Genomic DNA, 20,290 nt, shown 5'->3' on the forward strand with positions numbered 1-20,290 from the left:
GTCACTGCTCCCACGGCCAGGCCGCGTCCTGCCCGGCCTCCAGCAGCGGGACGAGCCGGAACGCGGCGTCGGTCAGGCCGCCGAAGGTGTGGCGGTGGGCCGTGCCGGACGGGGCGTGGCCGGCGCGGTAGCCGGCCAGGTTCCAGGTGTAGACGGGGATCCGGGCGGGGACGGACTCCAGCGGGTGGCTCGCCCAACCGCCGTACGCCTGCTCGTCGGTGACGATCAGCACCCGGTCGTGGTCGCGGTAGTGCCGGCGGACCGCCCCGGCGGTGTCGGTGCCGCCGAGGTTGCCGAACCGGTCCAGCACCCGGAGCACCGCGTCACCGCGCTCCAGCGGGACGGCCCGGCTGGTGGAGCCGAACTCGACCAGGTCCGCCTCGGCGGCCCGCAGGGCCAGCGCGGTGCCGAAGATCGCGGCGGTGTCGGCCCGGTTGAGCTGGGTCTGCGCACTCGGCCGACCGAACATCGAGCCGGAGCGGTCCACCAGGATCAGCGAACGGCCGGGCAGCGCGGGGACGTTGGCCAGCGAGTGCCTCATCGCCTGCTCCAGCGCGTGGCCCCAGCGCAGCGACGGCGCGTGCCGGTACGCGGCCAGGTAGCGGAACGGGAACTGCCGGGAGCGGGTGACCTCGGCCCGGTCGGAGATCCGCCGGGCGACCGCTTCGGCGACCTCGTCGGACACCCCGGCCTGGTCGAAGTTCCGCAGGTTGCGCACCAGCGCCATCGGGCCCATGGACGGGATGACGGCCTCCCAGACGGCGGCGTCCAGCGGGCCCTGGAGCCAGCCGGCCAGTGCCTCCCAGGTCATCCCGGCCTCGGCCAGGCGCCGCGCGCCGTCGAGGCCGGTGACCAGTGCGCGGCGTTCCTCCACGGGGACGGCCAGCAGGGCGCGATGGGCGGTCAGCAGGGCGTCGCCGGCCGGCGGAACGGCGGTGTCGGGCCGGTGCCGCCGGTCCAGCGCGTAGCGGAACAGCTCGCTCTGCCACGGCTTGTGGGGGTCCGGCGTCGGGTGGGTGAGCTCCAGTACGTCGCCGAACCGGTAGCCCTTGGCGCCGGTGTCGTACTTGAGCAGCGCCCGGCCGTTGTACAGCCGGGCGACGGCATCGGCGACGCCGCGCTTGACGGGCTTGGGCAGCGCCCGCCCGTACCGGGACGTCCAGTAGGCGAGCAGTTCGCCGGGCTCGTCGGGGCGCTGCAGGACGGCGTCGATCGCCTGCCGGGAGTGGCCGGGGAGCTTCGCGTCCAGTCGGGCGCGGGTGAACTCGGCGGCGCCGACCAGCGAGGCGGTGCGCATCGCGGCGCCGTGGCGCAGCCAGCGCAGCAGGCCGAGCGTCCACTCGGGATCGCTGACAGCGAGTGAGCGCACCAGGGCGGTGTAGCGGTCGTCGCGGTCGTCGCCGCGCTCGTAGAAGGTGTCCTGGCCGACCAGGTTGGCCATCGCCAGCAGGAAGAGTTCGGACTTCTCGTCGCGCAGGTGTCCCGTCCCGCCCTGGTGGTTCGCAGTGAGCTGCCCGGTCGTGGTGACGGGCGAGCCAGGCCCGGCCTCGGTCACGGCGGGGGCGGTCTTCTTCGAACGGCGGAAGTTGAAGCGGGACATGGTCGACTCCTCCTGCGGGCAGGCAGGCCGAACCGGGGCGTCCGAGAATTGCCGACCGCACGGGCCGGCCTCGGCGGAGGTAGAAAGTCTGGTGCTCTCCCTTGAGCTGTCGGCCGTGCTGACGCACGGTCGGCCGGGACTCGAACCCGGAGCCGCCAGATCCGGAAGTAACCCCCGACCTGCGCACCGGACGCCCCGGCGCGGTTGCCCTCCCGAGATCAAAGGTGGCGCCGGTGGGATTCTTTGGAGGAAGTAACCGGCGCCTGCGCACCGGGAGGTGGCAGTTTTCTGAAGTTGGACGTCCAGCGGACGACAGCGGCGGAGGTGACGAACTCTTCCTTCACCTGGACTGCACCGGCCGGAGCCGACGCCCGGGGACGAACCCCGACCTGCCCGTCCAGCGAAGCGACCCCTGCCTGCGCACCTGAACGAGAGCGACCCTATCCGCTCCCCGTCACGGGCCGCATCAGAATTTTCGGCCGTCGCCCGGGTCGAGCAGCGCGAGGGCCGGCAGCGTCAGGAACTCCGGGAACTCCTCGCCGAGCGCCACCTGTTCGAACAGCGCGGCGGCGTCGTCCCACCGTCGCCCGGCGCCCGCCTCCTCCCGCAGCACGGCGAGTTCCTCCGCCAGCAGCCGTCGCACCTGCTCGGCCGTCACCTGCTCGCCGGTGTCGGCCAGCACCACCTCGTTGTGGATCCACTGCCAGATCTGCGAGCGGGAGATCTCGGCAGTGGCGGCGTCCTCCATCAGGTGGAAGATGGCGACGGCGCCGATCCCGCGCAGCCACGCCTCGATGTACCGGACGCCGACCCGGACGGCGTTGCGCAGCCCCGCGGACGTGCAACTGCCTTCCGCCCCGGCCACGTTCAGCAGCTGCTCCGCCGTCACGTCCTCCGCCGCACCGGGGTTCTCCTGCTGGTGCGGCCGCTCGCCCAGCACCGTGTCGAAGCACTCGCGCGCCACCGGCACCAGGTCGGGGTGGGCGACCCAGGAGCCGTCGAAGCCGCCGTCGGCCTCCCGCTCCTTGTCGGCCCGGACCTTCGCCAGCGCCGCCGCGTTGACCTCCGGGTCGGTGCGGGACGGGATGAACGCGGCCATCCCGCCGATCGCGTGCGCACCGCGCCGGTGGCAGGTCCGCACCAGCAGCCGGGTGTAGGCGGCCATGAACGGGGACGCCATGGTGACGCCGTTGCGGTCCGGCAGCACGAAGTGCGCGCCCGCGTCGCGGAAGTTCTTCACGATCGAGAACAGGTAGTCCCACCGTCCGGCGTTCAACCCGGCGGCGTGCTCGCGCAGTTCGTACAGGATCTCGTCCATCTCGAAGGCCGCGGTGACGGTCTCGATCAGCACGGTGGCGCGGATCGTGCCGTGCGGGATGCCGAGTGCGGCCTGCGCGTGGGTGAAGACCTCGTTCCAGAGCCGGGCCTCCAGGTGGCTCTCGGTCTTCGGGAGGTAGAAGTACGGGCCGGAGTTGGGGTCCTGCGCGCCGCGCGCCAGCAGCCGGGCCGCGTTGTGGAAGAAGTACAGGCCGAAGTCGACGAACGCGCCGGCCACCGGCTCGCCGTCCACCGTCAGATGCCGCTCGTCCAGGTGCCAGCCGCGCGGACGCACCACGACGGTGGCCAGCTCGCCGGCGGGCTTCAGCGCGTACGCCTTGCCGCGGGCGTCGGTGAAGTCGATCCGGCGCTCGAACGCGTCGATCAGGTTGAGCTGCCCGGAGACCACGTTCGCCCAGGTGGGGGCGGTGGCGTCCTCGAAGTCGGCCAGCCACACCCGGGCGCCGGAGTTCAGCGCGTTGACCGTCGTCCTGCGGTCGGTGGGGCCGGTGATCTCCACCCGACGGTCCGTCAGCGCGGGCGGCGCGGGCGCGACCCGCCACTCCGCCGCCCGGACGGCCGCCGTCTCCGGCCGGAAGTCGAGCGTGCCGGTGCGGGCGATCTCGGCGCGGCGCGCCACCCGGGCAGCCAGCAACTCCCGCCGCCGGCCGTCGAACGCGCGGTGCAGGCCCGCGACGAACGCCAGCGCCTGCGGGGTGAGCACCTCGTCGGCCCGCTCCACCGGCGGGCCCGCCACCACCGCGCCCGGAACAGTCGCACCCTGATCTGCAGCCATCGGCGGCACTCCCCTCGGGCCGTTCCGCTGTTCCGTTCTGTACAGTGAGATTAGTTTCCGCGATGCAGAATTTCAACGCTCCGTTGAGAGGTCGCGCGAAGTCCGCCCGTGTAAGGAACCGTCCCGTGGCCAGCACCCCCACCGAACGCACCACCGGCTCGGTGCAGTCCGTCGAGCGCGCCTTCCTCCTCCTGGAGGCCCTCGCCGACGCGGGCGGCATCGCCACCCTCAGCGAACTCTCCGCCGCCTCCGGCCTGCCGATGCCGACCATCCACCGCCTGGTCCGCACCCTGCTCGCCCAGGGCTACGTCCGGCAGGACTCCGCCCGCCGCTACACCCTCGGCCCGCGCCTGATCCGCCTAGGCGAGAGCGCCAACCGGCTGCTCGGCTCCTGGGCCCGCCCGTTCCTCGCCGAACTCATGGAAGCCACCGGCGAGACCGCCAACCTCGCCGTCCTGGAGGGCTGCGAGGTCGTGTACGTCGGCCAGGTCCAGTCCCGGCGCTCCATGCGGATGTTCACCGAGGTCGGCCGCCGCGCCCAGCCGCACTGCACCGGCGTCGGCAAGGCGCTGCTCGCCCAGCTCCCCGAGGACGAGGCCCGCGCCCTGCTCGGCCCCGGCCCGCTCCAGGCCCACACCCCGCACACCGTCACCGACCCCGCCGCGCTGCTCGCCCAGCTCGCCGCCGCCCGCGAGTCCGGCTACGTCGTCGACGACCAGGAGCAGGAGATCGGCGTCCGCTGCCTCGCCGTGGCCGTCCCCGGCGCCCCCACTCCCACCGCCCTCTCGGTCTCCGGCCCCGAGGCCCGCGTCCACGCCCTCGAAGCCCAGTCCGGCCCGGCCGCCCTGGTCCCCCTCATGCAGTCCGTCGCAGCCCGCCTCGGCTCGGCGCTCTGACCGACCGTCCGCCGCACCGGCCCCGCCCGGCCCCGGCCGGCTCGCCCCGGGGCCGCGCACTGGACCAACCGGCCCGCACTGCGGGAGCGGTCCGGAGGCCGCCGCTCTACGGTGCGAGACATGGCGGTGAAGGAAGAGGTCCGGCTGGCCCTGGTGATGAACGGCGGCGTCAGCCTCGCGGTCTGGATGGGCGGTGTCACCCACGAGCTCGACCTGCTGCGCCGTGCCTCCGCCGACGAACCCGATGAATCGCTCTCCCCGTCCGAACGGGAGGTGGCCGAGATCTGGCGGCAGATCACCGACGCCACGGGGGCGAACGCCCGGGTGGTGATCGACATCGTCTCGGGCACCTCGGCCGGCGGCCTCAACGGGCTCCTGCTGGCCACCGCGATCGGCCGTGGTGCGGAACTGGGCCGGCTGCGCACGGTCTGGGAGGGGGCCGCCTCGCTGCCGGAGCTGCTGAAGTCGCCCTCCCGGCAGAGCCTGCTCGACGGCACCTACTTCGAGAAGCGGATCAGGGCTCAGCTGGAGGACATGCCCGAGGGCGAAGCGCCCGAGCAGCCGATCACCCTCTTCATGACGGCCACCTCGCTGGGCGGCCGGGCGCGCAATTTCAAGGACGGCTTCGGCAGCCGGTTCGACGTCCGTGACCACCGGCGCGTGTACCGGTTCCAGTACGACAAGCACGCGGAGATCTTCCGGAAGCAGGACGACGGCACGATGGGCTTCGACCTCGACCGCCGTTGTGACTTCTGCTCGGTGAACAACGACGCGCTGGTTCAGGCGGCGCGGGCGAGCGCCGGTTTTCCGGTGGCCTTCCCGCCGGTCGACGAGCAGCCGATGGTCCACTTCCGCGAGCTCCCCGCTCCGGCCGCCGACGCCCCGGCGAGCTGCGTGATCGACGGCGGGGTGCTCAACAACGCCCCGTTCGGCCCGGTTCTCGAAGCGATCACCGAACGTCAACTGGACGAGCGGGTGCGCCGGGTGGTCGTCTACGTGACCCCGTCGGTCGGCCTGGAGACGGTGAACACGGCGGGACAGTCGGCCTGCGGTGACGTCTCGTTCGTCACCTCGGCGCTGAACGCACTGCAGTACCCGCGGGAGGCGGACTTCCGGTCCGGGACGCAGGAGCTGTCGACCCGGCTCGGGACGAGCGTGCGCGGCACGCAGCTGAGTCTGTTCGACCGGATGAGCAAGGAGAAGGACCTCCGCGACTACGTGCGGGACGCGGCCGAGACGATGCTCGGCGAGTACCGGCTGAGCCGGGCCAGCGCGGTGCTCTGGGAGACCCGTCAGCGGCTCGCCGAAGTGGGCACGGTGACCGAACTCGTCGCCGTGCCGGAGGCCGACCCCGACGAGCTCGGTCGGATCCTCGGGGAGAACCCCAACTGGAGCCCGCAGTGGCCGAGCCAGGACATCAACAGCCCCGACATGTCCCAGTGGCGCTGGGGACTCATCACCGCCGAACGGCTCTTCGAGACCCTCGGCGGCTACCTCCAGCAGTACCTCGACTCCAAGGACCTGCGCGCGGATCCCGACGGACAGCGCGCACTGCTCGACGGCGCGACGGACATCAGCCGGCAGCAGCGCCGCGCGCTCGCCGTCGCGAAGGCCGTCAGGCACCGGATCCGGGACCAGTACCGGCCGGGGCTGGAGCTGTCGAACCTGGAGCTGGGCGGGCTCCTCGGCCGGGTCTTCGACGAGTTGGACGTCCCGGCCACGATCGGCGGACTCGTCGCGAAGGCCTGCAGCCGGTTCGCCGAGGTGACCCGGCAGGCCGGCCTCGGCCACTGGAAGAGTCCCGGGGACGTCGTGCACGACTGCCTGGCGGTCGAAGTGGTCACCAGGATGTACGCGCCCCCGTCGAAGGCCGCCGGGCCGCTCACCCCGGCGTTCGAATTCCTGCGGCTCGGGCCGGACAGCATGAGTCCGGTGTTCAACGTCGACCGGTTCGCCGATCTCGGCGACCGCAAGCTCTACGGCATCCGCTTCCAGCACTTCGGCGCCTTCATCAACCGCGAATGGCGCCGCTCCGACTTCATCTGGGGCCGACTCGACGCCGCCCACCACCTGCTCTTCCTGCTCGTCCCGTCCCGCGAGGAACGCCTGGCCTGGGAGGAGCGGCTCCACCTCGCCATCCTCGAAGCGGAGACCCAGGAGCGCGCGGCCGCGACCTCCGCCAAGGACCAGCTGGAGCACAACCTGGAAGAGCTTCGGACCACCCGGGACACCGAGCTGCTGGGCCGGATCCTGGAGACCGAACAGGGCGAGGCCGGCCTGCGAGCCGTCATCTGCTCGGCAACCGCGCTGCTGGGCAACACCGACCAGGCCGAAGCAGCCGCAACCTCGGCAACCGCCGGCCCCCAATGGCGCAAGGTCCTCGCCGTCACCCGCCCCCTCGTCGCCACCGACCCGAAGGCCGTGCAGAAGGCCGACAAGCGCTGGCTCCGCTGGGTCACCTGGTACGTCCGCCTCAGAGCCCGCCAGACACTCGACAAGAAGGACCCCCGCGCCATCCCCCGCGTGGTGAAAAGAGCCCTGACGGTGAGCCTCGTCGCCTGCGTACTGATCCTGATCGGCATCGGCATCGCCATCGGCCTCGCAGCCGGCTGACCTCCGGCCGGCAGGAGCCGGCTGTCCCGTCGAGGGCGTCAGCCGATCAGTGTCCGGTACGACGTGCCCTCGGGTGTGTAGATCAGGTCGAACTCGCGGCCGATGCCGGTGGCGGTCAGGTGCAGGCGGGCGAGGGCCTCGGCGGCGGTCGGGTAGGTGAGTCCGAGGGTGGCGGCGACGGTGTCGCGGGCGGCGAGCAGGGCGGGCTCGTCCTCCAGGTACTCGACGGCGGCCTGGTCGCTCTCCTCCGCGGTGCAGGTGGGGCAGTCGCGCCACCAGGGCGCGGCCAGCAGCAGGCGCAGCAGCTCGGGCAGGCCGACGGCGAGGAGGGTCGCGCCGCCCTCGGAGTCGGCGAACAGGATCGGGCGCCCCTCGCCGCCCTCCCCGCAGAAGAAGTACGTCCCGCCGCCACCGTCCCCGGCGAACGCCTCCAGCCGGAGGCCGGACGCCAGGTGGACCGGTTCGACGTGCTCGGTCCGGGTGAGGTCGAGTTCTCCCGGCCAGCGGAAGTAGTCGGCGACGGCGGCGCGGTCGCGGACGATGGCAAGCAGAGACGTCGTCATGCGCGGCACTGTAGTGCGGACGCCCGACAGCGGGTACGGGGCGGGTGGACGACGGCCACCCGCCCCGGTGGTCAGGCCAGCCAGGCCGTCACCTGTGAGACGGCCGCGGGGGCCCAGGCGAGTTCCATGTGGTTGAGGCCGCCGAGCAGGGAGGTGCCGCCGACCTTCGCGATGCCGGTGGTGTCCAGCGCGCTGGCGGTGAGGACCAGGCCGTCGCTCGGGCCGCGGCCCTCGTTGAGGATGCCGGGGATGTCGGCGGAGCCGCCGGCCAGCAGGTAGGTGGGAACAGTGGCCGGAACACCCGCCTGCTGGAGGGGCTTGATCAGCGAGCCGGCGTCGATCGCGGCCTGGATGCCCTGGCCGGAGGTGTAGAAGCCCTGGCCGCCGTAGTAGGTGGTCCACCAGTCCTGCATGCTGCTGTCCACGCCGTAGGGGCCGTCCCAGCGGGCCAGCAGTTGGCGCTGGCCGGGGAAGCAGTCGTAGCCGCCGGTGGGCAGCACGCCCAGGCAGGGCTGCGCGGTGTAGGCGCCGTAGCAGGTCATGTACAGGTGCGGGGACGGCGCGTTGGCGGTGCCGCCGCAGGCCGGCCAGGTGGCCAGTGAGAACGCCCAGCCGTGGGCGTAGGTGTAGTCCAGGCCGCCGTTCGGGCCGCCGAGCGTCACCAGTCGGCGGACGTCGCCCGCGTAGGCGCGTCCCCAACTCGGCTTCACGGACGACACGTAGGAGCGCGCGGCGACCTCGCCCTTGCTCCAGGCCACCACGTCCACCTGGGCCGCGCCGGTGCGGGCCTTGATCACCGCGATGGCGTCGCCGACGGCCTGGGCCTGCATCAGGTTGTCGCCCTGCTTGTGCGCGAACCCGATCGCGAACACCCGGTGGCCGGACGCGGCCAGCGCCTGCGCCATGCCGGTGCTCGGGCAGCTGGACGCGCCGCAGTTGCCGGTCGCGCCGGGGTTCGCCCAGGCCCGGTCGGCGTTGTCGTTGGCGCCGTGCACCAGCAGGACGGGCGTTCCGCCGGCGGTGTTCCAGCCCTGCGCGCTGTACAGCAGGAACCGGCCGGAGAACGGCCGCTTGACCCCGCCGAAGTAGCCGACCCGCGCACCGTCCTGGTCACCGCGCCCGTCGGACGGGTACTGCTCCTGCGTGAACCCGGACGTGCCGTCCAGGTAGCGCTCGACCTGCGCCCAGCCGTTGCCGGGCGAGCCGAACACGGCCTCCTGGCTGAGGTAGGAGGGGACGGCGGGGGCCGCGGCGGCCTGGGTGGGGGCGAGGCCGAGCGCGAGCAGCGCACCGGCCGACAGGGCGGTCAACACGGACCTGAGCGGGTGGCGCACCTGGTCCTCCTTCGACGGACGGGTGGACCGCCGGCGGTCGGCCACCTGGGGGTGGGCCGGTCGGCGGTCCGACTGTGGGTCAGGTCACGCTAGGGGGGGTGCGCCCGGCCACCCATGTGTCGAAACCACAGGGCGCGGGGTCCGGCGGTGTCGGCCCGCCACAGGCCGGTCCCGTACGCCGCGCGTCGTCCGGGTTTTCCGGCCGCGACCAGCAGGTGAAGTGTTCGCGACAAGGGTTACGGCGGCGACTGACGCCGCATCACACTGGCGGCATGCGAATGACTCCACGCGCGCTGAAGGTCCGTGCCGTCTCGGTCGCCGCCCTCGGTCTGCTGACCCTCGCCCCCACCGCCGCGGTCGCCACCGAGGCGCACGCGGCCGTCAGCGGGAACGTCTGCTACACGGCGCTGCCCAGCCAGGGCCGCGACACCATCCGCCTGATCGACGCCGGCGGTCCCTTCCCGTACTCCCAGGACGGCGTGGTCTTCCAGAACCGCGAGGGCGTCCTGCCCGCCCAGTCGACCGGGTACTACCACGAGTACACCGTCATCACCCCGGGCAGCCCCACCCGCGGCACCCGACGGATCGTCACCGGCAAGGTCCACCACGAGGACTACTACACGGCCGACCACTACGCGACGTTCCGCCGCGTCGACTTCGCCTGCTGATCGGAGCCCCGCGTCCGACCCCGGTCCGATAGGTTGGGACGGGTGCGACCCCACCGGTCGCGCCCGTCCACCGCACCGACCGCCCGAAGGACCGCTCACACATGACCGCCGCTCTGCCGGGCTTCGCCGGCCGCACCTACCTCTTCCAGGTCGACAACGGCGCGGCCTTCCGCAACTCCTACTCCGCGGACGGCGCCCGGCTCCGCTGGGAGGGCCTCGGCGAGTCCGCCGGCCAGTTCGAGGACGTCCCGCTGCACACCGCGGCCATCGCCCCGGGCATCTGGTTCGTCTCCTGGACGGAGCGCAGCGGCCTCACCGTCAGCCACGTCATGGACCTCAACTCCCTCACCGTCAAGGCCTTCTGGACGTGGGAGGGCGAGTCCGGCCGGGTCGGCGAGCTGCACACCGGCACCCTCACCCCGGCCTGACGCCCGGCCCGCCTACCGCACCTGCCCGCTTACCGCATCTGCCCGCCGGCCCGTCCGGCCGTGGGCCCGCGCCCGGTCACGCCTCGGGTGGGATCACGGCCCCGGGCCGGGTCACGGCTTCAGGTGGGCGGAGAGGAACTGGAAGCCGGCGGGGAGCAGCTTGATCCAGGTGGTGAAGTTGTGGCCGCCCTCGGGGACGGAGGCGACGCCGGTGGTCATCGGGGCCTTGGCGGCGGCGGTGAACGCGTCGGCGTCCTTGCGGAAGTCGCCGTCGCCCTTCTCGGCGCCGCTGAGCATGATCGCGGTGGCGGGCATCGGCAGGTGCTGGAGCCGCCAGAGCAGGTCGGCCTCGTCGCGGCGCTGCTGGCTGCCCTTGAACAGGTCGCCGGTGGTGACGTCCTCGGCGGCCTTCAGGTAGCCGGAGATGGAGACGCCGCCGGCGAACACCTCGGGGTGCCGCATGGCGAGCTTCGCGGCGCAGTACCCGCCGGTGGAGTTGCCCATCACGGCCCACGCCCCGGGGGCGGTGGAGATCCGGTAGGCGGCGGCGATCGAGCGCGGGACGTCCTTGGCGAAGTAGGTCTCGGCCTGCGGCCCGCCGGGGACGTTCTCGCACTCGGGGTCGGCGGGCATCGCGGGCGAGGGCCGCATCAGGATGAGGACGGTGGGCTGCATCCGGCCGGCCCGCATCTCGTCGAGCGCGACGCCGGGGTAGTTGAAGCGGGTGATCAGCGCCTTGGCGTCGCCGGGGAAGCCGGTCATCGCGATGACCGCGGGGAACTTCCGCTGCTCGTTGCCGGACTGGAAGTACTGCGGGGGCAGGTAGACGTACCCGTCGGTGCTCAGGCCGGTGCGCGCGCCGGGGATGCGCACGGAGCGGATCTCGCCGACCTTCTGCGGGTCGCGTCCGACGGTGGTGTCGACGGGTTCCTTGCCGAGCTCCTGCGCGGGCAGCACCGGCAGGTTGACGGGCTCGGGCTCGACGGTGGGGGAGGCGCTCGGGGAGGCTGTCGCCCCGAGCGGCGGGACGGGCGCGGCGGCGGCCTTCACGGAGACCGGGCCGTCCTTGCCGGTGCCCAGCAGGTCGTTCCAACTGCTGTAGAACGAGAAGTAGTTGTTCACCAGCAGGCCGATCACCGCGAGCAGCGCGAGCTGGCTGCCGAACAGCAGGCCGACCCGGCCGAGGACGGCCCGCCAGTGGCGCTTCGCGAACGCGGGCCACCACCAGACGGTGGCGCCCAGCACCACGAGTGCGATCTCGATCGTGAACAGCAGCAGCGTCGTGCTGGTCAGCCCCATGGCCGTGATCCCCGTGTCTTCCCCTCGCCGCGCATCCACCAGCCGATGACGAACGGGCTCGGCGCGGCCGTGCCGAACGTGCCGGCTAAGTATGCACGCTGCGGCGGCCGCGCCGGCGGCCGCCCGGAAAGTTCCGTCCCGCCGCCGCCCCGGTCGCGGACGAGCGGGACGGCGGGTTCGATTGACGGGACGTCAGGCGTGGGTGCCGCCGTCGATGCGGATCTCGGTGCCGGTGACGAACGCGCCGTCGTCCGAGGCCAGCATCGCGATCACGCCGGCCACCGTCTCGGGCCCGGCGAAGCCCTGGCCGAGCGCGGGCTGGAGCTTGGCGAACCAGGACATGTCCGCGTCCTCGGGCAGGCCCGGGGCGGCCGTCATGCCGGAGGCGATCGAGCCGGGGGCGACGCAGACCGCGCGCAGGCCCTGCTTGGCGTACTCGGCGGCGATCGCGTGCGTGAAGGACTGGATGCCGCCCTTGGTCGCCGCGTACGCCGCCATGTAGGGGTGGGCGAAGGCGGCGGAGGTGGAGGAGAAGTTGACCACCACGCCGCGGCCGGTGGCGAGCAGCGCGGGCAGCGCCTCACGGGTGACCAGGAAGGTGCCGGTGAGGTTGACCGCCAGCATCCGGTTCCAGAACTCCAGCGTCGTCTGCTCGGTGTGGGCGGAGCGCAGGATGCCCGCCGCGTTCACCACCGCGTCCAGGCCGCCGAGCTCGGCGATCGCGGCGCCGACGCCGGCCTTGACGGACGCCTCGTCGGAGATGTCGACGACCTTGGTGATCAGGCGGTCGACGGTGCCGTCGGCCTCGGCCTGCGCACGGGTTGCGGCGAGCCCGGCCTCGACCACGTCGGCGCCGACCACGGTGCCGCCCTCGGCCAGGATCCGGTGGACGGTGGCCCGGCCGATGCCGGAGCCGGCGCCGGTGATCAGGACGCGGCGGCCTTCGAAGCGGTTCATGGGGGTCTCCCTGTCGTGCGGCGGGTCGGGCGGGGGTGCACTCCGACCTCTCGTTCCTGCACGATACGCCAACCTGGCACGTTGTGCCACACCCGCATCCCGTGACGCCGGGGCGGCTACGCTGAGGACCGCCGGTCGCCGCCGACCCATCCGACCTGCACCGGTTCGCACCCGCCCGGCGGCCGCCCACCGCCCGACCACCACCACGGGGGACCACACCATGGCCGAACCCGAACGCCCCGCGCTCTCCCTCACCGAACGCCGCAAGGCCGCCACCCAGCAGGAGATCGCGCTCACCGCCGCCCGCCTGTTCTCCGAACGCGGCGCCGACGGCACCACCGCCGAGGACATCGCCCGCGCTGCCGGCGTCTCGCTGCGCACCTTCTACCGCTACTTCCGCACCAAGGAGGACGCCGTCGCCCCGCTGCTGGCCGACGGCTCCCGCCAGTGGATCGAGCTGCTCGCCGCCACCGCCCCCGGCACCCCGCTGCTGCCCGCCCTGCTCGACTCCGCCCGCGGCTCGCTCGACCCCTCCCCCGGCCGCCCCGCCGCCGCCCTCGCCTGGACCCGCGGCCTGCTCCGCGCCATGCCCGACGACCCGGCCCTGCGCGACGTCTGGCACCGCACCCAGCACGACGCCGAGACCGCGCTGCGCCCGGTCCTGGCCGGGCTCGCCGACCTGCCCCCGGACAGCCTCGACATCCGCCTGCTGGCCGCCGCCGCCAACGCCGCCATGCGGGTGGCCGTCGAGGCCTGGGCCGCGGGCGACACCGACCCGGCCGGCGCCGCCGAGCTCGCCGAGACCGCCTTCCGCCGCCTGACCGGACCGCTCACCGGACAGCTCACCGAGCCGGACTGACGCGCCCGCTTCGCCCCAGCTCATCGCCGCGATGGGCTGGTTGACGGCTCATCAGCCCGTCCGACGTACGACCAACCGACCTATTGCGCCGATCGGATGGCACGGCCCGTACCGCCCTTGCCGCGCCACCGCGCCCACCGGATCGTTGCTGCACGAACCGGCAGCGCCGCCCCGCCGGCGGCAGCAGCCGGGCGCGTACCGGGCGGGCCCGTCATGTGGCGACGGGCCCGCCCGGACGGGGAAACGGGGTTCACACCGGGACGACGGCCACCGGGCACTGCGCGTGGTGCAGGACGGCATGCACCGGTGTGGCCAGCCGGAGGCCGAAGCGCGGGACCGGCTGGTGCCGGGACATCACCACCAGCGCGGCGGTGCGGGACTCCTCCACCACGGTCGCGGCGGTGCCGCCGGTCAGTTGCTGGGTCTGCACGTCGACGGCGGGGAACTCGTCGCGCACCGGGTCGCAGGTGCGCAGCATCAGTTGCTCGTGCAGCCGGCTCTCCTCGCCGAGTTCGTCGACCATCGGCGCCATCCGGCCCACGTCGGCGACCACCGGCGACCAGGTGTGCAGCGCCCGCACCGCGAGGCCGCGCCGGGCCGCCGTCTCGCAGCCGAACCGCAGCGCGGCGGCGTCCCGTTCGTCGTGGACGGCGACCAGCACCGGTCCGTCCGGGTGCTCGGTGCCGCGGACCACCACCACCGGGCAGGCGGCGTGCGCGGCGACCCGCAGGCTGACCGAGCCGAGCAGCAGCGACGCGAACCCGCCGTGCCCGCGCGTGCCGAGCACCGCGACGCCGGCGTGCTCGGCCGCGGTCAGCACGGCCTCGGCGGCGTCGCGCGGGACGACGTCACCGGTGATCCGCAGCCCGGGGTGTGCGGCCTCCAGCCCGGACCGCACGCTCTCCAGCAGTTCTGCCGCCTCACGCAGAATCAGGTCGGTGACGGTCGTCCCGGTGCGGGGCGAGAGGGTGACGGTGCCGGTGTTGACGGCGTGCACGAGGTGCAGGCTCTCCCCGCGCCGCTCGGCCTCGCGGGCCGCCCACTCGGCAGCCTCGTTGCCGGGCACCGAACCGTCGACCCCGGCGACCACTCCACTGGGTCCCCTGATCTCCATGGCACTCTCCTCGGAGCCGGGTTGGTCCTTCTCCAGCATGCGCCGCCCCGCGCCGCCCGGACAAACAGGGACGGCGCGGGGTGCGGAAAGCGATTTCCGAACGCGCGCGGGAGCACCCGGCCGACCGGATGCGGAAAGCGGTTTCCCTCCGCGTTCGCGGCCGCCGTCACCGCTTCGCGGGGTCGTCCGCGCCGGTGTACGGGGCGCCGGGCAGCGGGGCGCCGGTGAGGAAGGCGAGCACGGCGGCGCGGTACGCGGCGGGTCGGTCGACGGCGATGGCGTGACCCGCGCCCGGGACGTACAGCAGCCGGGCTCCGGGCAGGGTGTCGCGGTACTCGCGGGTGATCTCCCAGTGCTTGTAGTCACACTCGCCGCGCAGCACCAGCGCCGGGACGCGCACGGTGCGCAGCACGGGCCGGGGGTCGGGGCGGTGGCGCAGGTCGGCGGCGATCAGCTGGTTGGCGTAGAACCCGGGCGTCTTGACGGGCAGTTCGGCGGCCGCGCCGGGGTGGCAGGTGGCGGCGGAGCCGGAGATGGCCAGCAGGTTCCGGAACAGCGCGTCGGCCCGGTCGTCGGGCAGCAGGGCGTGCGCCTGCGCGGGGTCGAGGGCCATCAGCGCCGACCAGAGCGGGAGGCGCGGCCCGCTGCCGCCGAGACCGTCGACCCGCCGCCGCTGTTCGGGCGTGAGCCGGTCCCAGAGCTGCCCGGCCTGCTCGTCGGTGTACTCGGGGGTCCAGAGCGCGCCGGGCGAGGTGAACACCACCTGCGCGACACGGTCGGGGTGCGCGGCCAGGTACTCGGCGGCGAGGGTGCCGCCCCAGGACGCCCCGATCAGCACCATCCGCTCCGCGCCGAGCCGTTGCCGGATCGCCTCCAGATCGTCGACCTGCCGCTGCACCGTGTACCCGCCGAGGCCGGCCGGTCGCGGCGAGTCCCCCGACCCCAACTGGTCGTACGCGTACACCTGGTAGCCCGCCCGGCTCAGCTCCTCGTCCAGCCCGTCCGCCGCCTCGCCCGGCGTGCCCGGGCCGCCGTGCAGCCGGACGACGGGCTCGGGCCGGACCGTCCCCCGAGCCGCCGTCAGGTGGTACGCGAGCCGCGACCCGGTGGACAACTCCCAGTACGCGTCGGCCCGTCCGGGCACCGCCCGCTCCCCCGGCCACAGCACGGCGGCCCCCAGCGTCGCCGCCAGCACCGCGCTCATCACCACCGGCAACCAGCGCGGCCACCCGCCCAACCGCCGCGCACCCCATACCGGCAGCCCGCACCCGACGGCCACCCCGCACGCCGCGCCGCCCGCCATCACTTCCAACGCCGGCCACACCGCGCCCGCCACCACCGTCCCGACTGCGGCCCCCACGACCCCGCCGAGCACCCCGACCACCAGCAACCCACTCGCAAGCAGCTTCTTCATGCCGCCCACCTTCACGCCCCGCCCGCCCCACCGGCGTCCCCTCCGAAGCTCGACCCGGTCCCCCTCGCGGTGGATCCTCCTTCCGTCCGCGACACGACTGCCGCCGCAGCAGTCCCGGGAATTCGCTCACGAATCCCGAAACCCACAATTACCTGTCAGCACACGTTCTTCGAATTTCCACATGCCGCCCGGGCGAATCAGAACCACCAGCCCGAAAACGCCAGATCCGATCGAACATCACGACCGGTCAAATCGCCCTTTTTTGCGGCATGTCCCACCATCCGGGATCGAACAGTCGGTCAATTTCCCCTCGCATTTCCCGAACACCCTTGCGTCGATTCAAATCGAATGACATGCTCATTCTCGTTCGCCAGGTGGGCGAACAAAGGGAGGGACGACAACATGATTCGTGGAACGAAGACCGCCAAGCGGATCGCCGCCGGCGCGGCCGTACTGGCCACCGCGAGCGCCGGCCTGCTGGCCGCCCCGACGACCGCCCAGGCCGCCACGTACAACGGCGCCTGCGGCTCGGGGTACTCGGTGATCGACTCGCTGTCGGTCAGCGGCGGCACCGTGTTCCTGACCTACAACAGCGGCAACGGGCAGAACTGTGTCGTGACGGTCCGCAACAGCTCCGGTTCTGCCGTTTTCATGGACGCCGGCATCAAGATTTCCGGCAGCTCCACCTGGATCCACGACGGCGGCAACTACACCACCTACGCCGGTCCGGTGAGGATCCACGCTCCGGGGCAGTGCGTCGACTGGTACGGCACCATCGCGTCGACCGCGGTGCAGTACAACTCCCACTGCAGCTGAGTCCGAAGGCAATCACGGGTTGAATTGAATCCGTAGCGCGAAAGGGCCGCACGGGCCGGCCGGGCCATCGCCCCCACCTGCGCCCGTGCGGCCTGCTCGAAATCCGAATCCTCCTGATTCTCCGCACGCGTTTTCCGAAATTCCTCCGAAACTCCTCCGACATTCCTCCGCGATATCCGTACGGAAGCGCGAAGCGGCTCCGAATCCTGTTCGAAGCCGGCGCCACCGGCGTGTCGCCGCCGCCCGGAGAAATGGGCTAGGGTCCTCGGCGTGCCTGAGCCCGCGCCCTCCCCCGTGTGTGCCTCGTGAGTCTCGCCCGAGCCCTGATCGATGTCCGGCCGCTGCGGACCTCCCGCCTGTTCCGGTGGCTGCTGTTCGGGCGGACGGTGTCCACCCTGGGCAGTTTCATGACCGTGGTCACCGTGATGTTCCAGGTGTGGGACAGCACCCGCAGCCCGGCGTGGAGCGGCGCTGTCGGCCTGGCGCAGGCGCTGCCCATGATCGGGTTCGGCCTGTTCGCGGGATCCTGGGTCGACCGGGCCGACCGGCGCCGGATCTATCTGCTGGGCAACGCGGGGCAGGCGACGTGCTCGCTGCTGCTGGCGGTGCAGGGATTCGCCGGGCAGGTGCCGGTGGCCGTGGTGCTGGCGTTGGTCGCCGTGCAGGCGTCATTCGGCGCGCTGGGTGCGCCGGCGGCGGGGGTGTTCGTGCCGCGCCTGCTGCCGAAGGACCAGGTCGCGGCGGGTCTGGCGCTCAATCAGGCGTCGGGGCAGGCGATGATGCTGCTCGGTCCGGCGGTGGCGGGCGTGGTGCTCGGCTGGTGGGGCGTCGGGGTCTGCTACCTGCTGGACGCGGCGAGCTTCGGCGTCTCCTTCGCCTGCGCGTTCGGACTGCCGCCGCTGCCTCCGGTGGGCGGCGCGTCCCGGGCGGGCCTGGGCGGAGTGGCGGACGGGCTGCGGTTCCTGACGGGCCATCGGGCGGTGCGGGGCGCGCTGCTGACGGACCTGGCAGCGACCGTGCTGTCCATGCCGGCGGCGCTGTTCCCGCTGGTCAACACCGAACGCTTCGCCGGGAACCCGCGCACCCTCGGCCTGTTCCTGTCCGCGCTGGCAGTGGGCGGCATCATCGCGACCGCCTTCTCCGGCCCCGTCACCCGATTCGGCCGCCCGGGCCCGGTGATGCTGGCCGCCGCGGCGACCTGGGGCGGCGCGCTGGCCGCGTTCGGCCTGACGCACCGGGCCTGGCCCGGCCTCCTCCTGCTGACCGTGGCCGGCGGCGCCGACGCACTGGCAGTGCTCGCCCGGACCACAATCGTCCAGACCTGCACCCCGGACGCGATGCTCGGCCGGGTCACCGCAGCCGAGACCGTCGTCGGCCAGGCCGGACCACAACTCGGCAACCTGCGCGCCGGCCTCGTCGCAACCTGGGCCGGCGCCGCCACCACCCTGATCAGCGGCGGCCTGCTCTGCCTGGCGGCAGTGGCCGCAGTCGCCGCATCGACCCCGGAGCTCCGCCGTGAACCGACGGCCACCGCCAACGGTGAACAACCGGCAACCGGATCCGGCTAGTACTGCAACGGTGCTTATGGTGACGAGGCTTCAGCTCTTGGGCTGTGGCCTCGTCGCTTGTAGTGGCTGGTCCGGGCCTGATGTTGGCGTCGGTGGCGCCAGCGGGACCAGTGCAGGACGTGCGCAAGGTCCGACGGCAGCAACTCCTCGGCCGACTGAAAACAGCAACGCGGGATACGACCCTGCAAATTTCTACGGTTCGCAGTGAGTTCTTCACAACGACAAATTCAAGGTCTTGATTACCCCGTAAGGCAGTCGGTCACCGAGAGGGCGAGAAGTAGAACCAGTATTCTTCAAGGTCCTCGGGCGCACCGAGGGGGCTCTCCTCAAAAGGGAGAGCCCCCTCCGGTCTCCTGCGGAAGATCTGCAGCCACGAAGCCGACTGCGGGTCACCGAGCTCAAGGTCGACACCAGCCGGACCCGAGAAAAGTGACCATAGCTCCACCGCGGCGCCCCGAGTCACGTAGCGGTACGCGCCGATCATTTCCCAGCCGTGCGCCGTTGCGAGAGTGTCCTGACCATACTCCAGGGTGACTGAGGCGTAATGGTCCTTGTGCAGGCTCCGCACTTTGACGCGACCTTCATCGACGGTGACAAAGGATGGAGGGTCCGCGATCTCCAGAGCCATCCAAGAACCGCCCCCTTCGTCGAAGGGGTCGTCCTCCCAGAGGCCGAACTGGCTGTTCTCGACCGACACCTTGCCGCTGACCCGCCCTGATGCAGTCATGCTTCACATCGTGCCATGGGCAATACGGCCCACGAGGGAGTCCATAGAGGGTGATGCACTGCTCGGCTGACCAGCGCGTCGTCGAATGCCCGGTTCTCGGCCGCCTCCTTCGGCTTGCCTTCATCCGACGGCTCGTCAGGTGAGGTCCGCCTGCGGCCGGCCGGGCGGGATCTTCGACAGGCCGATCAGCGCGTCGATGCCCAGGTGCTCGAGGAGCAGGGCCTTGAGGTTGCGGCCGTCCATGAGGGTCAGGTCGTTACGGAGGGCGGTCTCCCAACTCTGCTTCCCCTACCAGGAAGTGGTGACGAGCACGCCCCTGGTGGTCCTCTTGCCGTGAAGGGTCCCCAACAGCGCCCGCACGACCTCGGGGCCGACCACGTTCTTTCCGAATCCTGTCGATCGGGGCAAGTACGGGTCGAAGATCCACCTGCTCACCGAACGTACCGGTTTACCCCTGCCGCTCGCGATATCCGGTGTCAACGTCCATGACAGCCAAGCCCTGATCCCGTTGACCGACGCCATCCCGCCCATCCGATCGCGCCGCGGGTCCAGACTGCAAAGTCCTGTGATCCTGTGATCACGCTGGTCAAATGACCCGGTCCGCGTCGCCGACGAGAACTGACCGGGCGTCGGGCGGCGGTGCTCCCGGCGTCGGCCGCACCCTTCGCGCGGGCCGACGCCTCGACGCGCGGGCCGGCTTGCCGTCCTCCACATGCATGGTTCGATGGAACACGGGGCCCTTTCCGGATGTCACGCATGGCATGCCTTCCAGACTCACGGAGGAGCGAGCCGGTGAGCAAGGTCGTTCGGCACCCTAGGGGAAGACGGCGCCCGCACGGCGCACCCTGGTACACGCTCTATCCGAGGCGATTGTTGGCCCTGTGGGCGTGGTTCCGGCACTGGTGGCACGGTGTGCGGACGAAGCGGGAGGCACGCCGCAGCATCGTGCCCAACAGGAGCTGGTTCAGCCCCCGGCTCTCCTCCGTGCTCTTGCGGAGCTTTGCCATCCTCGGAGCGATCTGTCTGGTGGCGTGGGTCGGCCTGCTGATCTGGACCGGGGTCGTCGGCCCGGTCGGGTGGTTCAACAGCATCCAGAACAGCAACTGGTTCGGCACGATCGTGCCGTTCCTGCTCACCGCCTTCGGCGTGACCGTGTTCCTGCTCGTCGGCTACCGCTGGACCAGGAAGCCCGTGGTCGTCAAGGCGAGGAAGCGACCGCAGGATCTGGTCCCCACCGCCGGGACGATCATCGACGAGATCGTAGGTCGGGACGAGCTGTCGCAGGTCATCGCCCAAACCCTGCGCAATCGGCGGACCCGTA

The 20,290-nt window shown here is 72.3% G+C and carries 16 protein-coding genes and 2 pseudogenes; 9 read left to right on the forward strand and 9 right to left on the reverse strand.

Annotation, left to right across the window (positions count from 1 at the left end; genetic code table 11):
- Position 1: 1 nt before the first annotated feature.
- Together IEZ12_RS13535 and aceB are read right to left on the reverse strand one after the other, a co-directional pair.
- Positions 2 to 1,600 carry a TROVE domain-containing protein gene (locus IEZ12_RS13535; RefSeq protein WP_189272265.1) on the reverse strand — a complete coding sequence of 533 codons (1,599 nt, stop codon included), beginning with the start codon at positions 1,598 to 1,600 and terminating at the stop codon, positions 2 to 4.
- 466 nt (positions 1,601 to 2,066) lie between these two features.
- The gene (gene aceB / locus IEZ12_RS13540) at positions 2,067 to 3,713 is read right to left on the reverse strand and encodes a malate synthase A (protein ID WP_189272266.1); all 1,647 of its coding nucleotides are present in this window, start codon (positions 3,711 to 3,713) and stop codon (positions 2,067 to 2,069) included.
- 125 nt (positions 3,714 to 3,838) lie between these two features.
- Between aceB and IEZ12_RS13545 the strand changes: the two genes are divergently transcribed.
- Positions 3,839 to 4,609 (forward strand): IclR family transcriptional regulator, encoded by a 771-nt coding sequence (locus tag IEZ12_RS13545; protein WP_229847502.1) that lies wholly within the window; start codon positions 3,839 to 3,841, stop codon positions 4,607 to 4,609.
- Between the two features lie 120 nt (positions 4,610 to 4,729).
- Positions 4,730 to 7,222, forward strand: a complete 2,493-nt coding sequence (locus IEZ12_RS13550) for a DUF3376 domain-containing protein (RefSeq protein WP_189272268.1) — start codon at positions 4,730 to 4,732, stop codon at positions 7,220 to 7,222.
- 38 nt (positions 7,223 to 7,260) lie between these two features.
- Here IEZ12_RS13550 and IEZ12_RS13555 read toward each other — a convergent pair whose 3' ends face one another.
- The gene (locus IEZ12_RS13555) at positions 7,261 to 7,785 is read right to left on the reverse strand and encodes a hypothetical protein (RefSeq protein ID WP_189272269.1); all 525 of its coding nucleotides are present in this window, start codon (positions 7,783 to 7,785) and stop codon (positions 7,261 to 7,263) included.
- Between the two features lie 71 nt (positions 7,786 to 7,856).
- Positions 7,857 to 9,119 (reverse strand): esterase/lipase family protein, encoded by a 1,263-nt coding sequence (locus tag IEZ12_RS13560; RefSeq protein WP_229847503.1) that lies wholly within the window; start codon positions 9,117 to 9,119, stop codon positions 7,857 to 7,859.
- Positions 9,120 to 9,391: 272 nt separating this feature from the next.
- On the opposite strand from IEZ12_RS13560, the gene IEZ12_RS13565 reads away from it, so the two are divergent.
- Both IEZ12_RS13565 and IEZ12_RS13570 read left to right on the forward strand, forming a co-directional pair.
- Positions 9,392 to 9,787, forward strand: coding sequence for a guanyl-specific ribonuclease (locus IEZ12_RS13565; RefSeq protein WP_189272270.1), 396 nt, complete (start codon positions 9,392 to 9,394; stop codon positions 9,785 to 9,787).
- 101 nt (positions 9,788 to 9,888) lie between these two features.
- Complete coding sequence (locus IEZ12_RS13570; protein WP_043911147.1) at positions 9,889 to 10,215, forward strand: MoaF-related domain-containing protein; 327 nt, start codon at positions 9,889 to 9,891, stop codon at positions 10,213 to 10,215.
- 111 nt (positions 10,216 to 10,326) lie between these two features.
- Here IEZ12_RS13570 and IEZ12_RS13575 read toward each other — a convergent pair whose 3' ends face one another.
- Positions 10,327 to 11,514, reverse strand: coding sequence for an alpha/beta hydrolase (locus IEZ12_RS13575; protein ID WP_189272271.1), 1,188 nt, complete (start codon positions 11,512 to 11,514; stop codon positions 10,327 to 10,329).
- A 192-nt stretch (positions 11,515 to 11,706) separates the two neighbouring features.
- Complete coding sequence (locus IEZ12_RS13580) at positions 11,707 to 12,471, reverse strand: SDR family NAD(P)-dependent oxidoreductase (protein ID WP_189272272.1); 765 nt, start codon at positions 12,469 to 12,471, stop codon at positions 11,707 to 11,709.
- Between the two features lie 220 nt (positions 12,472 to 12,691).
- Between IEZ12_RS13580 and IEZ12_RS13585 the strand changes: the two genes are divergently transcribed.
- Positions 12,692 to 13,330 (forward strand): TetR family transcriptional regulator, encoded by a 639-nt coding sequence (locus IEZ12_RS13585; protein WP_189272273.1) that lies wholly within the window; start codon positions 12,692 to 12,694, stop codon positions 13,328 to 13,330.
- Positions 13,331 to 13,580: 250 nt separating this feature from the next.
- On the opposite strand, the gene IEZ12_RS13590 is transcribed toward IEZ12_RS13585, so the two are convergent.
- Positions 13,581 to 14,444, reverse strand: a complete 864-nt coding sequence (locus IEZ12_RS13590; RefSeq protein WP_189272274.1) for a universal stress protein — start codon at positions 14,442 to 14,444, stop codon at positions 13,581 to 13,583.
- Positions 14,445 to 14,610: 166 nt separating this feature from the next.
- Positions 14,611 to 15,858 (reverse strand): alpha/beta fold hydrolase, encoded by a 1,248-nt coding sequence (locus IEZ12_RS13595; protein WP_189272275.1) that lies wholly within the window; start codon positions 15,856 to 15,858, stop codon positions 14,611 to 14,613.
- A 402-nt stretch (positions 15,859 to 16,260) separates the two neighbouring features.
- Between IEZ12_RS13595 and IEZ12_RS13600 the strand changes: the two genes are divergently transcribed.
- Entirely contained in the window at positions 16,261 to 16,674 is a 414-nt protein-coding gene (locus IEZ12_RS13600) for a spore-associated protein A (RefSeq protein ID WP_189272276.1), read from the forward strand.
- A gap of 305 nt (positions 16,675 to 16,979) precedes the next feature.
- Positions 16,980 to 18,242, forward strand: coding sequence for an MFS transporter (locus IEZ12_RS13605; protein WP_189272277.1), 1,263 nt, complete (start codon positions 16,980 to 16,982; stop codon positions 18,240 to 18,242).
- Positions 18,243 to 18,501: 259 nt separating this feature from the next.
- Here IEZ12_RS13605 and IEZ12_RS13610 read toward each other — a convergent pair whose 3' ends face one another.
- Complete coding sequence (locus IEZ12_RS13610; protein WP_189272278.1) at positions 18,502 to 18,969, reverse strand: hypothetical protein; 468 nt, start codon at positions 18,967 to 18,969, stop codon at positions 18,502 to 18,504.
- 349 nt (positions 18,970 to 19,318) lie between these two features.
- Between IEZ12_RS13610 and IEZ12_RS13615 the strand changes: the two are divergent.
- Positions 19,319 to 19,534: pseudogene (locus IEZ12_RS13615) on the forward strand (IS5/IS1182 family transposase); the annotation flags it as partial.
- Positions 19,535 to 19,761: 227 nt separating this feature from the next.
- Positions 19,762 to 20,290: pseudogene (locus IEZ12_RS38335) on the forward strand (ATP-binding protein); the annotation flags it as partial.

The sequence above is a fragment of the Kitasatospora griseola genome (assembly GCF_014648555.1).
Lineage (GTDB): Bacteria > Actinomycetota > Actinomycetes > Streptomycetales > Streptomycetaceae > Kitasatospora > Kitasatospora griseola.